Source organism: Bradyrhizobium sp. AUGA SZCCT0176 (genome assembly GCF_018130145.1).
Lineage (GTDB): Bacteria > Pseudomonadota > Alphaproteobacteria > Rhizobiales > Xanthobacteraceae > Bradyrhizobium.
In genome coordinates this window covers 327,215-340,999 of record NZ_JAFCMB010000001.1, presented here as the reverse complement: position 1 = coordinate 340,999, position 13,785 = coordinate 327,215, and the positions used below count along the sequence as shown (strand labels likewise).

Below are 13,785 nucleotides of genomic sequence, written 5' to 3'. Positions count from 1 at the left end.
GAGAACCGATCCACTGAAAGTTGGTCCGATTCTTGCTTATCCTAGTCCAAAGCCGATGTACACGGCTTGACGTACGCTAAAAATGGGCTAGAGGCGGAATTCCTCGCCAAGGTAAAGACGGCGTACATCCGGATCGTTGACGATGTCGTCCGGACTGCCTTCAGTCAAGATTTCCCCGGCATAGACGATGTAGGCGCGGTCGGTCAGGCCGAGCGTTTCACGCACATTGTGGTCGGTGATCAAGACGCCGATGCCGCGATTGGTGAGGTGGCGCACCAGATCCTGAATGTCGCCGACGGCGATCGGATCGATGCCGGCGAACGGCTCGTCGAGCAGCATGTAGTTCGGACGCGTCGCCAGCGCGCGCGCGATCTCGACGCGGCGACGCTCACCGCCGGACAGTGCGATCGACGGCGATTTACGCAAGCGCGCGATGTTGAATTCATCGAGCAGCGAATCGAGTTCGGCCTCGCGCTTCTTCCTCGAGGGTTCGACCACCTCGAGCACCGCGCGAATATTCTGTTCCACCGTGAGGCCGCGGAAGATTGACGCTTCCTGCGGCAGATAGCCGATGCCGAGCCGCGCGCGCTGATACATCGGCAGCTTCGTGACGTCATGGCCGTCGAGTTCGATGGCGCCGCGGTCGGCCTTGATCAGCCCGGTGATCATGTAGAACACCGTGGTCTTGCCGGCGCCGTTCGGCCCCAGCAAACCCACCGCCTCACCGCGGCGAACATAGATGCTGACGCCGCGCACGACCTTGCGGGTGCCAAAGCTTTTTTCCACGCTATGCACGGCCAGGTAGCCCGGCCGCTGGATCAGGCGGGGCGCAGCTGCGCCATTGGTCCTGGATTGGTTCTTGGGGGCTTGGGTCCTGGGGGCCTGCGCGCGCGGGCGCGGTTCCTCGTACGGCGGCTCCACCGCATGCTCCGGCGGCTGGGGCAATTCCAACCCGGTCAGCGGGACGGCACGCGCCATCGGCGGCGCATCGCGCACCGGGTTCGTCAGCATGTCGCCAAAGGAATCGCCGAGCGCGGTGATGTCCTCGCGCGAACGCGCAAATCCTGCCGGCCCGCGTTTTGCGGAGCGTCGACGGAACATGCCGAGTAAATCCACCATCCCGCTTCGCTTAGCCTTTCACGGTGATCCCGCGCCACCCGCCGGCGAATCGATCCGCCTGCAAAGCATGAATGAATGTTCCGTGCCCAGTGGAACACCTTGCCGCGCCCGCCCAGTAGATACAGCCTCGGAACCCCGGCTTCAACCGTGCGAGCCCAACATAATAACTAAGACTTTGATTTGTCTTATTTTTTCCCAGGAAGCAGCATAGGCAGGCCCGGCTTCGCGCCGCCCGGTGCCGGCGCCGGCGCCGATCCGCAGCCTTGGGACCCCTGGTCGAACAGGCCCCGCACCTGGCCGCTGTCGGATTCGACCCGCGACACGCCGGTGGTCATGTCCACCTTCAGGCGGTCGCCCTGGAGCACGTTTTTGCATTGGGTGAGCACCACGCCGCCCGTCATGGTGATGAGGTTGGCCCTGGTGTCGAAGATAGCGGTCTCGCCGGTCACCACCTGATCTTTCTGCGTGACGACGACTTTGCCCTTGGCTTCCAGCCGGCGGATCGAGGAGCTGCCGCCGGGCCCCGGGGCTGCCGCCTGCATCGGGGCGGATTTCGATCCCTTGGCGGCAGCAGGCGCCGGCGCGGCCGGACCCGAATCGTAAAACACCACCAGAGTCTTCGAGGTCATGGTGGTGTCGCCCTGCACGACCTTCACGTTGCCGGAGAAGGTCGCTTCCTTTTGCTTGTCGCGCATCTCCAGCGACGCCGCCTCGATTTGAATCGGCTGATCGCGATTCTGCGAGAAGCCCTGCATCGCATTGGGCACACCCGACACCGCTCCTTGCGCCAAAGCCGCACCGGGGCCGATCAGCGCGAGCGCGAACGCCGCCGTGGCCAGACTGCGCGGGAAAAACAGCTTCATGAAAATCACTTCGTGCTGGAAGATTTGCCGGAGACGGATCGCGTCTTCGGCGCTGGAGCAACGGGTTCGGGCGCCGGCACAGGCTGAGCGGGCGCAACGTCATCACCCAGTTTGTCCAAATTCATCACGACATTGCCTTCGAACCGCACCACCTCGCCGCTGTTGAGGATTCTGAGCCTGTCCGCGACCAGCGTTCCGTTCAGCAGTTTGACATCGACATGTTCATCCGAGGTTACCGTGCCCTTGTTGATGTCGATATAGGCCTGCGACATGCGGGCTTCATAGCCGGTGGAGGATTGCAGGAAGATATCCTTACGCAGATCGAGCAATTGCTGCTTGCTGTCGTAATAGCCGGTGCGGGCGTCCATCGTCACCGTGCTCTTGTCTTCCAGCATCACCTTGGCGCGCGGCGCCTTGAGTTCCATATGGTCGGGATCGGTCAGATCCTGGATCGCGGCCTTGGCCCAGACTTCGTACGGCCGCTGGTCGGTCGAAAAGCCGGCGAGATGCGGCGATTCCATCGTGATCTTGGTACCGGAAACCACCAGATTGCCGATGTCGACCGGGAGCTTCGGCAACAGCATCCGGAACGGATTGAAAACCGACACGGCGACGATGCTCGCCATCGCCAGCACCACCGCCGACGGCACCGCGATCCGCAGCATCCGTACCATCCGGCTGTGGCGCGCCGCGCTGGCAAAGCGCGCCTCCATTCCGGCGACGTAGGCTGGGTTCTGTGACGAGTTCACCGCTGCTCCAGAGCGAGGTTAGCCCGCCATTGTAGCCGGGATTGCCTCACGATGCAGCCCGGACCACGCTTTACCAGTGTGACCGAAACGGGGCGTAAACACCCCCCAAGCGCCCTGGGGACTGCTTCAAATCGCCCCGGTTCAGGAATGCGCAAAAATATCCTCGGCCTCCCAGCCGCCGAGGTCGAGCCTGGCTCGGGTCGGCAGGAAATCGAAACAGGCCTGCGCCAGTTCGGTGCGCCCCTCGCGCGCCAGCATGGCGTTGAGCCGTTCACGCAGTCCATGCAGATGCAGCACATCGGAGGCCGCATAGGCGAGCTGCGCCTCGCTGAGGCTGGCCGAGCCCCAGTCGCTGGACTGCTGCTGTTTCGACAGGTCGATATTGAGCACCTCGCGCACCAGATCCTTCAGGCCATGCCGGTCGGTGTAGGTGCGGCTCAGTCGCGAGGCGATCTTGGTGCAGTAGACCGGCTGCGGCATCACGCCGAAGGCGTTGTAGAGGGCAGCGAGATCGAAGCGGGCAAAGTGGAAGATCTTGGTGATCTTGGGATTGGCGAGCAGCGCCTTCAGGTTCGGCGCATCGCTGTGGTCTTTCGGAATCTGGATCACGTCGGCGGTGCCGTCGCCATTCGACATCTGCACCACGCAGAGCCGGTCGCGATGCGGATTGAGCCCCATGGTCTCAGTGTCGATCGCAACCGAATCCGTGTAGCGGGAAAGATCCGGCAGATCGCCGCGATGCAGGCGGATGGTCATGGCGTTGGGAACCTCTTCGAATCGGCAGAGCCTAAAGTCCTAAGATAACGTCGAAATCGCCGCCAAACGAGGGTCCGGCTCGCCAAATCGCGTACTTTATGGGGCCTTTTCCAGAATCGGCGGAGTTGCGTCAATATGGACAGCGACCACAAAGGGGGTGCACCGATGAAAGCCGAACAGCAGCGATTGCCTCGTTTTGCCGTGCTGATCGATGCCGACAACACCTCGCCGCTGATTGCCGGCGGCTTGTTCGAGGAAGTCGCGAAATTCGGCGAGGCCAGCGTGCGCCGCATTTACGGTGATTTTTCCGGGCCGCACCTCAAATCATGGTCCGAGATCCTGCAAAAGCACGCCATCGATCCGTACCAGCAGTTTGCCTACACCAAGGGCAAGAACGCGTCTGATATCGCGCTGGTCATCGACGCCATGGACCTCTTGCACAGCGGACGGTTCGACGGCTTTTGCCTGGTGTCGTCAGACAGCGACTTTACGCGCCTTGCCTCCCGCATGCGCGAGCAAGGTGCCGACGTTTACGGCTTCGGCGCCCAGAAGACGCCGGAGAGTTTCCGGCAGGCGTGCCGCAGGTTTATTTACACCGAGAATCTTTTGCCGGCGCCGCCGACCTCCAACGCGGAGACACCCTCCAGGGCGACCTCCTTGCAGCCGCGGAGCGCTGCAATTCCAATGCTGAACAAAGCGATCTCGCAGATCGAGGACGAGGACGGCTGGGTCATGCTGGGGCAGGTCGGCACGCAGCTCTCGAACCTGTTCTCGGATTTCGACGTCCGCTCCTACGGCCATCGCAAACTCAGCGACCTCGTGCGGAAAACGGGTGCTTTTGACGTTGAGAAGATTGATGACGCGAATATGCGTATCAGGGCCAAGGCCGAAGCTGACCGTCCCAAAAGCAAGGCGAGGTAGCGTCCTCGCGATCGTGATCCGGTCCAGTACAGAGTCCGGACGCAAAATCGCGAAAACAACCCCATGCAAAGATAGAATGGGGCCCAGGAACCCGCCTGAAAGACACGCCGTCCCTTTGGCCGGTTTCTGATTTTCTACCGCGTCAGTCAGGATGCGATTGAAGTCACCCATATCCTTCACGGCGCGCGAGATTATGAGCGCCTGCTATTCCCTGAGGAATAATGCGCACGATACGAAAGTTCTTGCGCAGACCTATTGCAGTCTTGCTGTCGATGCACCGCGCCGGGGGCGACGACTTCTCGTCACATCGCCGTGATAACCAACGCGATTTGTATTCTTTCGGAATTTTCAATGCGCTGCTTTGCGTTTAGACAACCTCTCGCCCGATTCTAACGCTTGATCGCCGGCGCCCGTCTCGGCTTGCGCCGTCCGCGTGAATCGATCCGTCCCAGCTCATATTTTCCCGGCAATGCGGCGTCCGTCCGGCGCGCCGCACGGCATCGCTCCCGACGAAAGAATGTCATGACCGAACAAATCGCGGCGGCGCCAATCGAGGAACAACCGGAGCAGGAGCGCGGCTTTTCGCGCTACCAGTCATTCCTCATTGCGCTGTTGGCATTCGCGCAGTTCACGATCATTCTCGACTTCATCATCATGTCACCGCTCGGCGCTATCCTGATGCCCGCGCTCAATATTACCGCCGGGCAATTCGGCGTGGCGGTTTCGGCCTACGCGTTCAGCGCCGGCATTTCGGGTATCCTTGCGGCGGGCTTTGCCGATCGATTCGATCGCAAGCGCCTGCTGCTGTTTTTCTATGCCGGCTTCACGTTGGGCACGCTGCTTTGCGCGGTGGCGCCAAACTATCACGTGCTTCTGCTCGGCCGGATCGTGACCGGACTGTTCGGCGGCGTGATTGGCGCCGTGGTGCTCGCCATCGTCACCGATCTGTTTCCGCTGCACCTGCGCGGCCGCGTGATGGGTTTCGTGCAAACCGCCTTCGCCGCCAGCCAGGTGCTCGGCATACCGGCCGGACTTTTTCTCGCCAACCACTGGAGCTGGCACGTCTCTTTCGGCGCGATCGTCGGCTTGTCACTCGTCGCGATGGCCGCGATCCTGCTCGTGATGCAGCCGGTGAACGCGCATCTGCGACTGAAGCAGGAACGCAACGCGTTCGGGCACCTGATCGCGACCATCGGACAGCCGCGCTATACGCTGGCTTTCGCGGTGACGACGCTGCTGTCGACCGGCGGCTTCATGCTGATGCCGTTCGGCAGCGCCTTCACCGTGCATAATCTCGGCATCGATATCCTGCATCTTCCGACCATCTATCTGGTTTCCGGCGTTTTCAGCATTTTCATCGGGCCGCTGGTCGGACGGGCGAGCGACGCTTTCGGAAAATTCCCTACCTTTGCGTTTGGCAGCGCGGTTTCGGTGATCATGGTGCTGATCTACACGCATCTCGGCCACGTCAGTTTGACGACCGCGATCATCGTCAACGTCTTGATGTTTGTCGGCATCTTCTCACGCATGATCCCGTCGCAGGCGCTGATTTCAGCGATACCCGACGCCAGCCAGCGCGGCTCGTTCAGCGCGGTCAGCGCTTCCCTGCAGCAACTCTCCGGCGGGCTCGGGTCGGTGTTCGCCGCAGCGATCATCGCGCAAAACCCGGACGGCACGCTCCGGCATTTCGACTGGCTGGGATACGTCGTGGTCGCGACGTCGATCCTCTCGCTGATCATGATGTATTTCGTGCAGAAGTCGGTCGCGAATCAGGCCGCCAAGCGCATGGTTTGAGGCTTGCGCGTTCCGCCAGCCGCGGCGCCCCGGCAGCGAGCGTCCGGTTTTGGGACCGGTCTGCCCGCTTTTCCGCGATCTCATGGGCATGGGCAATGGTGCCCAGGAAAGGACTCGAACCTTCACGGCCGTTAAGCCACTGGCACCTGAAGCCAGCGCGTCTACCAATTCCGCCACCTGGGCCCGGGCGGGTTAGTAAGGACCGGTCGCGCGCTTGTCAAATTGATGAATTGCGAGCTGCGCTATTAATTTCTTGCCCATCGCCCTTGCGGAAAACCGGAGCCCACTTTTCCGGGGCGATGTGCAAATATGCTGTACAGCGACAGCGGGTTGGCGTATCGCGAATCCGCTAAATTCGCCCACGATCTCTCGAATTTGACCGCAGGAATGGACCCGGCAATGGACCCGATGGCATCGAACCAGGAAACGCTCGTCACGATCTTCGGCGGATCGGGCTTTCTGGGGCGAAACGTGGTCCGGGCGCTGGCCAAGCGCGACTATCGCATCCGGGTGGCGGTGCGACGGCCGGAACTGGCCGGGCATCTGCAGCCGCTTGGCAGGGTCGGCCAGATCCACGCCGTACAGGCCAATTTGCGCTATCCGGCCTCGGTCGAGGCCGCCATGCGGGATTCTCAGATCGCGATCAATCTGGTCGGCATCCTGACCGAGGGCGGCGCGCAGTCCTTTGATGCCGTGCAGACCAAGGGCCCCGAGACGATCGCCAAGGCGGCCGCGGCCGTCGGCGGGCGGATGGTGCATGTCTCCGCGATCGGCGCCGACGAGAACTCGCCGTCGGGCTATGGCCGCTCCAAGGCCGCCGGCGAACAGGCCGTGCTGGCTGCCGTGCCTTCCGCCACCATCCTGCGGCCGTCGCTGATGTTCGGGCCGGAGGATCAATTCACCAACCGTTTTGCCGCGCTCGCGCGGATGTCGCCGGCGCTGCCGCTGATCGGCGGTGGCGAGACCCGGATGCAGCCGGTCTATGTCGGCGACGTCGCGACCGCGGTCGCCGAGGCCGTCGATGGCAAGGCAAAGCCAGGCGCGACCTATGAGCTCGGCGGGCCGGAAGTGCTGACCATGCGCGAGATCATGGAAATCATTCTTAGCATCACCGAACGTAAGCGTGCGCTGGTTTCGCTGCCGTTCGGCCTGGCGAAGCTGAACGCACTGTTCCTGCAATTCGCACCGGGCGCGCTGAAACTGACGCCGGATCAGGTCGCGATGCTGCGCTCGGACAATGTGGTGTCGGATGCGGCGAAGGCCGCAGGGCTGACGCTGGAAGGGCTCGGCATCGCTCCCGATTCGATGGAAGCGATCGCCCCGCAATACCTCTGGCGCTTCCGCGCCGCGGGCCAGTTCCAAAGGAAGGCCGTGTAACTAGTCGTCCCGGCCTAGTGCGCAATTGCGCACGGGGGCCGGGACGACCCGCGGATAAATTATCTTCCCAGCGCCAACGCGATCAGGCCGAGCGTGCCGGCGATGATGCGCCACCACGCGAAAAACGTGAAGCCGTGGCGCGTGACGTAGGTCAGGAAGGTCTTCACCACGATCATCGCTGTAATGAAGGAGACCACGAAGCCGATCGCGACGACGCCGATGTGATCGGTCGTCATCTCGCCGCGGTTCTTGTAGAAATCATAGGCGAAGGCACCGATCATGGTCGGGATCGCCAGGAAGAACGAGAATTCAGCGGCCGACCGCTTGTCACCGCCGAGCAACATCGCCGCCACGATGCTGGCGCCGGAGCGCGACACGCCGGGAATCATCGCCACGCACTGGGCGATGCCGATCCACAGATACATCATCAGCGGATACCGCGTGGCGTCGTCCTCGCGCGGTTTGAGCTCGAGCTGATCGACCCACAACAGGACTGCGCCGCCGACAATCAGCGAGAAACAAACCACCCACGGATTGAACAAAAGTTCCTTGATGTACTTGCCGCCAATCAGGCCGACGATGACGGCCGGCAGGAACGCCACCAGCACGCCGATGACGAAGCGCCGGTCGTCGGGATTGGAGAACATCCCGAGCGCGACCCGCCACAATTTGCTGAAATAGAGCACCACAATCGCGAGAATCGCGCCGAGCTGAATCAGCACGACAAAACTCTGCCAGAAATTGCCCTCACCGAGGCCGAAGAAGCGTTGCGCCAGCAGCAAATGGCCGGTCGAGGAAACCGGCACGAATTCCGTGACACCCTCGATGATGCCGAGAATCACCGCCCGCACTGCATCTGACATCATGATTGGGTCCGTTCCGATCGAAAACCAGCCGAAAAAGCCGCGCCCTTCTCGCCTATTCGAACCCATCTCGCAATCGCAAAAAAACGGCAAACACCGGTTGCCTCGTATGCAGGCTCGGCTATAGCGTTTCGAGCGAACCGAACCCGGATCGGATAGCAATCTGCCTTACGCAGATCGGTAAACTTATCTGCGGCAGGAAAACGCGTCGAAACAAGTGATTGCGGCCTCCCTTCTGATTTCAATCGGGACCCGAATAGGGTCTAGTGGCTCCGTTCGATCGACGCGGCCTTGAAGAGATTGAGGGTTTTTTAAGCGCCGCGAACTAACCCCAAGGATCTAATTCGAGGATTCCTGATCCAAGGACCAATTCAAGGACTTCATGTACACGCTGCACCATCATCCGTTCTGCCCGCATTCGCGTTTCATTCGCCTGGTCCTCGGCGAACACGGTCTCGATTTGCGCCTGGTGGAAGAACGGGTCTGGGAACGTCGCGAGGCGTTTCTCGCGCTCAACCCCGCGGGCACCACGCCGGTCCTGATCGCCGAAGGCTATCCCGCGATACCCGGCGTCGGCATCATCGCCGAATATCTCGATGAGGTGCATGGCCCCAGTGCCGACGAGCGGCGGATGCTGCCGGTCTCGATGGGCGAGCGCATCGAGGTGCGCCGGCTGATGGCATGGTTCAACGAGAAATTTTTCGAGGAGGCCTCCAATCCGCTGGTCACCGAGCGCATCTACAAGCGCTTCATGGCTGAGGAGAATGGTGGCGGCGCCCCGGCGGCCGACGTGATCCGCGCGGCCAAGGTCAATGTGCGCTATCATCTGGCCTATATCGGCTGGCTGGCGCAGACCCGGAACTTCCTTGCCGGCGACCGGCTGACCTACGCCGACCTCGCCGCCGCGGCGCATCTTTCGGCGATCGATTATCTGGGCGACGTGCCATGGAGCGAGGACGACGCGGCAAAGGCGTGGTACGCGCGGGTGAAATCCCGCCCGTCGTTCCGCCCGCTGCTGAGCGAATGGCTGGCCGGCGTGCCGGCGTCGCAGAGCTATGTGGACCTCGACTTCTGAACAAGGCCAAACTCTCCGGCGAAGACCTCAAGGCCGCGCTGGCGCATGAAGCGCGCGCGCTCGGCTTCGACGGCATCGGCGTCACCGGTCCCGAAGCGATCGCGCAGGCCGGCATGCATTTTCGTGAGTTCCTTCAGACCGGCGCCCATGGCGACATGGACTGGCTTGCCGCCAGCCCCGAGCGCCGCACCGATCCGCGCGTGTTGTGGCCCGGCGTGCGCTCGGTGATCATGCTCGGCGTCAATTACGGGCCGGATGAAAATCCGCTGCACATTCTCGAAAAGCGCACGCGCGGTGCGATCTCGGTCTATGCGCAAGGTGACGACTATCACGATTTGATCAAGAAGCGCCTCAAGGCACTCGCGCGATGGCTGGTCGCGATGTCGGGCGACGAAGTCAAAGTGTTCGTCGATACCGCGGCCGTGATGGAAAAGCCGCTGGCGCAGGCGGCTGGGTTGGGCTGGCAGGGCAAGCACACCAATCTGGTGTCGCGCGAGTTTGGATCATGGCTGTTTCTCGGCGCGATCTACACCGCCACCGACCTGCCGCGCGATGAGGCGGACGCCGATCGTTGCGGCTCCTGCCGCGCGTGCCAGGACATCTGCCCGACCGCGGCATTCCCGGCTCCCTACAAGCTCGATGCGCGCCGCTGCATTTCCTATCTCACGATCGAAAACAAGGGCCCGATCCCGCGCGAATTCCGCAAGGCGATCGGCAACCGCATCTATGGCTGCGACGATTGCCTCGCCATATGCCCGTGGAACAAGTTCGCCCAACAAGGGCGCGAAACAAGACTCGCCGCCCGCGCGGAGTTGCGTGCGCCAGCACTTTCGGAATTGGCCCGGCTCGACGATGGCGCGTTTCGCGCGCTGTTTGCGAAATCGCCGGTCAAGCGTATCGGCCGCGACCGCTTCATTCGCAATGTGCTGATTGCGGTCGGCAACTCCGGCGATGCATCATTGGCGCATGAGGCCGAACGATTGCTTGACGACGAAAGCGCGCTGGTGCGGGGCGCGGCGGCCTGGGCGCTGTCGCAGCTGATGGCACCGGAAGCCTTTGCCGCACTAGCGAGCCGCGCCACAGCCGGCGAAACCGACGCGACTGTTCGCGCGGAATGGATGGATTGCGCCCTGCCCGCTTGATTTTATCGCGTGGTTTCCGTCATGTTCGCCGGTCATGACAAATCAGCCCTTTTTCGCCAAAAACGGCGACGCCTTCATCCCCAATCCGGTTTCGAACGGTCCGTGGGACCCGAGCTCGATGCATGGTCGCGTCGTGGTCGGCCTTCTGGCCCACGTGATCGAGGAGCGTCACGGCTCCGACGACTTCGTGCCGGCACGGCTGACGGTCGACATGTTCCGGCTGCCGGACATCCACACACCGGTGGAAGTCACCACGCGGCTGATCCGCGAGGGCCTGCGGATCAAGGTGGTGGAAGCCGAGTTTTTCTCCGGCACCACCCGCATGGCGCGCGCTTCCTGCCAGTTGTTGCGCCGGACGGAAAATGCGCCCGGCAATGTCTGGTCGCCGTCAAACTGGGACGCGCCGCTGCCCGAAACGATCCCGGCGCCGACCGACCCCAAGCTCGGCATGAACGGCAAATGGACGACCAGGCCGATCACGGGCCGCATGGGCTCGCTCGGCCCGCGGCGTTTGTGGATGAGCGAGGTCCGTGAGCTGGTCGAGGGCGTGCCGATGTCACCCTTCGTCCATGTCGCCACCGGCGCGGACTTTGCGAGCCCGTTTGCCAATGCGGGCGATAGCGGGCTCGGCTACATCAACAGCGACGTCACGCTCTATTTGCACCGCCTGCCCGTGACACGATGGATCGGCTTCGACGTGGTCAACCATCACGCCAGCGACGGCGTCGCCATCGGCGAGTGCTGGCTCTATGACGAAAAAGGCCCGATCGGCACGTCGACGGTGGCAGCATTGGCGCAGAAGAAGCCGATGACGAACGTGCCGCCGCCGTAAGCGTGGGGCGCACCAATCCCAACCACGTCATTCCGGGGCGCGCGAAGCGCGAGCCCGGAATCCATTGCGCCGCATAACCGGTGGAGAAATGGATTCCGGGTTCGCGACTTCGTCGCGCCCCGGAATGACGAGTAGCGGGAGACTCACTCCACCAAATGCCGCGCCATCTCGGGCCGCGCCTTCAGCGCGGCGCCCTGCTTGGCGACGATCTTGGCGATCCGCTCCGGCGCAAAATTCAGTTGGACAAAGGCCGGCGCGGTGTTGGCGACCTCGTGGTATTCGAGAATCTTGCCGTCGCGCAGCCGCATGATCGAAACGCCCTCGAACATCGCCCGCGCGCCCTTGGCCTCCGGCAGCGTCGAGCGGTAGCTGAACGTATAGCGCGCATAGAGCGTCTGGCCGTCGCTGACCGGGCTGTGCATGTCCCAGCGAAAGTCGGTGGCCGTGCGATAGAACCAGTCGTCGATCAACTCGGCGATTTTGGCGCGGCCGGCGAAGGCGCCGTAGAACACGTCGTGATAGACGCCGTCTTCGGTGAACAATTCGGCGAACGCCTTGCCATTGTGCTGTTCGACGCCGTCGCAGAACGCGCGCAGCAGCTCCGATGTGTTCATGGGGGTTCTCTCCCTTACGCTTTTCTTCCCCCCTCCCCTTGTGGGAGAAGGGAAGCAGAACCTTACCCGATCTCCGCCACGGCGGCGATGAGCCGGGCGATGTCCTGCGGTCGCGACAGGCGGTGATCGCCGTCCTGGATCATGGTCAACACCACGTCCTCGCTCGGCAGCCGGTGCGCCAATGCGAACGCGTGCTGCCATGGCACGTCAGGGTCCTGCGCGCCCTGCAGGATGCGGACGGGGCAACCGACCTCGATGGCGCTGCCGAGCAGAAGGTGGTTGCGGCCGTCCTCGATCAGCGCGCGCGTGATCGGGTAGGGCGCGCCATCGCCATAGGGCGACGGCCGCATCCAGACACCCTTGGTCTGGATCTCCTGCTGAATTTCGGGCGTAAAGTGATTCCACATCAACTGCTCGGTGAAATCAGGCGCCGGTGCGATCAGCACCAGTCCCGCCAGGCTTGCCTGCGATGCCTGGCTCGCCTGCGATGCCGCCTGGCTCGCTTCCCGCTTTGCGATCTCGCGCGCCAACAGCAGCGCCATCCAGCCGCCCATGGACGAGCCGATCACGACCTGGGGGCCGCGACAAAACCGCGCGAACACGGCAACGCTCTCCTCCAGCCAGCGCCCGATGGTGCCGTCGATGAAGGCGCCGCCGGATTCGCCATGGCCGGAATAGTCGAACCGGACGCAGGCGCGGCCCTGTTCGGCGGCCCAGGCATCCAGCGCCAGCGCCTTGGTGCCCTTCATGTCGGAGTTGAAACCACCCAGCCAGATCAGGCCGGGAGTAGCTCCGGCCCGGGCCCGCACCGCGATTTTGCGCTGGCCATCGCCGCTACCTACCTCGATGAAGGCCGGTTCCTGATCGTTTACCGCTGAATTGGTCATGGATTCACTACTCTTGCCCGCTGCTTTGTCGGCGAGCCCACCTCTTGGGTCAACCACCGGTCAACGCCGGCAAACGCACAGGCAATATCGGGGCTGTCCTTGCGGAACGTGCCGTTGCGCTATATTTGCCGGGCGTGACCAAAATGCCTCGCATTTGACGGTTTTCGAGCGCAGATGGCGAGTTCGCTTGCTCAGCGCCGCGTATTGCTTCAAAATATAGCCTTCCTTCACAGCATTGGAGAATTACCCATTCGCCGTCCCAACAGAGCCCCGCCCGCTGCAGCCAAAGACGGGCCGCGCACCAATGATGAAATCCGCAACGCGCAGATCCAGCTGATCGATCAGAACGGCCTCAACCACGGCACCGTCGAAACCGTGCTGGCCGTCAAGATGGCCCTTGAAGCGGGCATGGATCTTGTCGAGATTTCGCCGAACAATAATCCTCCCGTTTGCAAGATCATGGACTACGGGAAGTTCAAATATTCCGCGCAGAAAAAAGCCGCTGAAGCCCGCAAGAAGCAGAAGGTCGTCGAGATCAAGGAGATCAAGCTGCGGCCGATGATCGACGATCACGATTACGACGTGAAGATGCGCGCGATGCAGCGGTTCTTCGAGGAAGGCGACAAGGTCAAGATCACCCTGCGCTACCGCGGCCGCGAAATGGCCCACCAGGAGATCGGCACCAAGCTGCTGGACAAGGTCAAGGCCGACGTCGCCGAGTTCGCCAAGGTCGAGCAGGACGCGCGCTTCGAAGGCCGCCAGGTCGTGATGGTACTGGCGCCGCGCTGATCGG

14 protein-coding genes and 1 tRNA gene are annotated in these 13,785 nt (G+C 62.5%); 7 read left to right on the top strand and 8 right to left on the bottom strand.

Annotated features, from left to right (window positions below; all coding sequences use genetic code 11):
• Nucleotides 1-87: 87 nt before the first annotated feature.
• From lptB to JQ600_RS01665, 4 genes are all read right to left on the bottom strand, one after another.
• Nucleotides 88-1,119, bottom strand: a complete 1,032-nt coding sequence (gene lptB / locus JQ600_RS01680; RefSeq protein WP_212386282.1) for an LPS export ABC transporter ATP-binding protein — start codon at nucleotides 1,117-1,119, stop codon at nucleotides 88-90.
• Nucleotides 1,120-1,304: 185 nt separating this feature from the next.
• Nucleotides 1,305-1,982 (bottom strand): LptA/OstA family protein, encoded by a 678-nt coding sequence (locus JQ600_RS01675; protein ID WP_212264089.1) that lies wholly within the window; start codon nucleotides 1,980-1,982, stop codon nucleotides 1,305-1,307.
• Nucleotides 1,983-1,987: 5 nt separating this feature from the next.
• Nucleotides 1,988-2,731, bottom strand: coding sequence for an LPS export ABC transporter periplasmic protein LptC (gene lptC, locus JQ600_RS01670; RefSeq protein ID WP_212264090.1), 744 nt, complete (start codon nucleotides 2,729-2,731; stop codon nucleotides 1,988-1,990).
• 141 nt (nucleotides 2,732-2,872) lie between these two features.
• Nucleotides 2,873-3,487, bottom strand: coding sequence for a ribonuclease D (locus JQ600_RS01665; protein WP_212386281.1), 615 nt, complete (start codon nucleotides 3,485-3,487; stop codon nucleotides 2,873-2,875).
• Between the two features lie 165 nt (nucleotides 3,488-3,652).
• On the opposite strand from JQ600_RS01665, the gene JQ600_RS01660 reads away from it, so the two are divergent.
• A complete protein-coding gene (locus JQ600_RS01660) occupies nucleotides 3,653-4,408 on the top strand; it encodes an NYN domain-containing protein (RefSeq protein ID WP_212264092.1) in 756 nt (251 codons plus the stop codon).
• Between the two features lie 522 nt (nucleotides 4,409-4,930).
• Nucleotides 4,931-6,202: an MFS transporter gene (locus tag JQ600_RS01655; protein WP_212264093.1), complete on the top strand. Its 1,272-nt coding sequence runs from the start codon at nucleotides 4,931-4,933 to the stop codon at nucleotides 6,200-6,202.
• Nucleotides 6,203-6,298: 96 nt separating this feature from the next.
• Here the strand turns inward: JQ600_RS01655 and JQ600_RS01650 are convergent.
• Nucleotides 6,299-6,385 (bottom strand) — tRNA-Leu (locus tag JQ600_RS01650).
• Nucleotides 6,386-6,610: 225 nt separating this feature from the next.
• Between JQ600_RS01650 and JQ600_RS01645 the strand changes: the two genes are divergently transcribed.
• Nucleotides 6,611-7,579 carry a complex I NDUFA9 subunit family protein gene (locus JQ600_RS01645; protein WP_212386433.1) on the top strand — a complete coding sequence of 323 codons (969 nt, stop codon included), beginning with the start codon at nucleotides 6,611-6,613 and terminating at the stop codon, nucleotides 7,577-7,579.
• 59 nt (nucleotides 7,580-7,638) lie between these two features.
• On the opposite strand, the gene JQ600_RS01640 is transcribed toward JQ600_RS01645, so the two are convergent.
• A complete protein-coding gene (locus tag JQ600_RS01640; protein ID WP_212386280.1) occupies nucleotides 7,639-8,445 on the bottom strand; it encodes an undecaprenyl-diphosphate phosphatase in 807 nt (268 codons plus the stop codon).
• Between the two features lie 379 nt (nucleotides 8,446-8,824).
• Between JQ600_RS01640 and JQ600_RS01635 the strand changes: the two genes are divergently transcribed.
• Genes JQ600_RS01635 through JQ600_RS01625 form a run of 3 tightly spaced genes read left to right on the top strand, consistent with a single transcriptional unit; the run spans nucleotide 8,825 to nucleotide 11,491 of the window.
• The gene (locus tag JQ600_RS01635) at nucleotides 8,825-9,517 is read left to right on the top strand and encodes a glutathione S-transferase family protein (RefSeq protein WP_212031986.1); all 693 of its coding nucleotides are present in this window, start codon (nucleotides 8,825-8,827) and stop codon (nucleotides 9,515-9,517) included.
• Nucleotides 9,466-10,659: a tRNA epoxyqueuosine(34) reductase QueG gene (queG, locus tag JQ600_RS01630; RefSeq protein WP_212386279.1), complete on the top strand. Its 1,194-nt coding sequence runs from the start codon at nucleotides 9,466-9,468 to the stop codon at nucleotides 10,657-10,659. The genes JQ600_RS01635 and queG overlap by 52 nt, the downstream gene beginning before the upstream one ends.
• Before the next feature lie 34 nt (nucleotides 10,660-10,693).
• Nucleotides 10,694-11,491, top strand: a complete 798-nt coding sequence (locus tag JQ600_RS01625; protein WP_212386278.1) for an acyl-CoA thioesterase domain-containing protein — start codon at nucleotides 10,694-10,696, stop codon at nucleotides 11,489-11,491.
• A gap of 143 nt (nucleotides 11,492-11,634) precedes the next feature.
• Here JQ600_RS01625 and JQ600_RS01620 read toward each other — a convergent pair whose 3' ends face one another.
• Nucleotides 11,635-12,105 carry a nuclear transport factor 2 family protein gene (locus JQ600_RS01620; protein WP_212386277.1) on the bottom strand — a complete coding sequence of 157 codons (471 nt, stop codon included), beginning with the start codon at nucleotides 12,103-12,105 and terminating at the stop codon, nucleotides 11,635-11,637.
• A 62-nt stretch (nucleotides 12,106-12,167) separates the two neighbouring features.
• Nucleotides 12,168-12,992 (bottom strand): carboxylesterase, encoded by an 825-nt coding sequence (locus JQ600_RS01615; RefSeq protein ID WP_212386276.1) that lies wholly within the window; start codon nucleotides 12,990-12,992, stop codon nucleotides 12,168-12,170.
• 249 nt (nucleotides 12,993-13,241) lie between these two features.
• Between JQ600_RS01615 and infC the strand changes: the two genes are divergently transcribed.
• On the top strand, nucleotides 13,242-13,781 hold the full coding sequence (gene infC, locus JQ600_RS01610; RefSeq protein WP_212264220.1) for a translation initiation factor IF-3: 540 nt from the start codon (nucleotides 13,242-13,244) through the stop codon (nucleotides 13,779-13,781).
• The last annotated feature ends 4 nt before the right edge of the window (nucleotides 13,782-13,785 follow it).

What these genes read in the sequence shown, in the direction of transcription:
- lptB (WP_212386282.1), bottom strand. Translation starts at nt 1,119, where the DNA reads ATGGTGGATTTACTCGGCATGTTCCGTCGACGCTCCGCAAAACGCGGG.
- JQ600_RS01675 (WP_212264089.1), bottom strand. Translation starts at nt 1,982, where the DNA reads ATGAAGCTGTTTTTCCCGCGCAGTCTGGCCACGGCGGCGTTCGCGCTC.
- JQ600_RS01665 (WP_212386281.1), bottom strand. Translation starts at nt 3,487, where the DNA reads ATGACCATCCGCCTGCATCGCGGCGATCTGCCGGATCTTTCCCGCTAC.
- JQ600_RS01660 (WP_212264092.1), top strand. Translation starts at nt 3,653, where the DNA reads ATGAAAGCCGAACAGCAGCGATTGCCTCGTTTTGCCGTGCTGATCGAT.
- JQ600_RS01655 (WP_212264093.1), top strand. Translation starts at nt 4,931, where the DNA reads ATGACCGAACAAATCGCGGCGGCGCCAATCGAGGAACAACCGGAGCAG.
- JQ600_RS01645 (WP_212386433.1), top strand. Translation starts at nt 6,611, where the DNA reads ATGGCATCGAACCAGGAAACGCTCGTCACGATCTTCGGCGGATCGGGC.
- JQ600_RS01640 (WP_212386280.1), bottom strand. Translation starts at nt 8,445, where the DNA reads ATGATGTCAGATGCAGTGCGGGCGGTGATTCTCGGCATCATCGAGGGT.
- JQ600_RS01635 (WP_212031986.1), top strand. Translation starts at nt 8,825, where the DNA reads ATGTACACGCTGCACCATCATCCGTTCTGCCCGCATTCGCGTTTCATT.
- queG (WP_212386279.1), top strand. Translation starts at nt 9,466, where the DNA reads ATGGCTGGCCGGCGTGCCGGCGTCGCAGAGCTATGTGGACCTCGACTT.
- JQ600_RS01625 (WP_212386278.1), top strand. Translation starts at nt 10,694, where the DNA reads ATGACAAATCAGCCCTTTTTCGCCAAAAACGGCGACGCCTTCATCCCC.
- JQ600_RS01620 (WP_212386277.1), bottom strand. Translation starts at nt 12,105, where the DNA reads ATGAACACATCGGAGCTGCTGCGCGCGTTCTGCGACGGCGTCGAACAG.
- JQ600_RS01615 (WP_212386276.1), bottom strand. Translation starts at nt 12,992, where the DNA reads ATGACCAATTCAGCGGTAAACGATCAGGAACCGGCCTTCATCGAGGTA.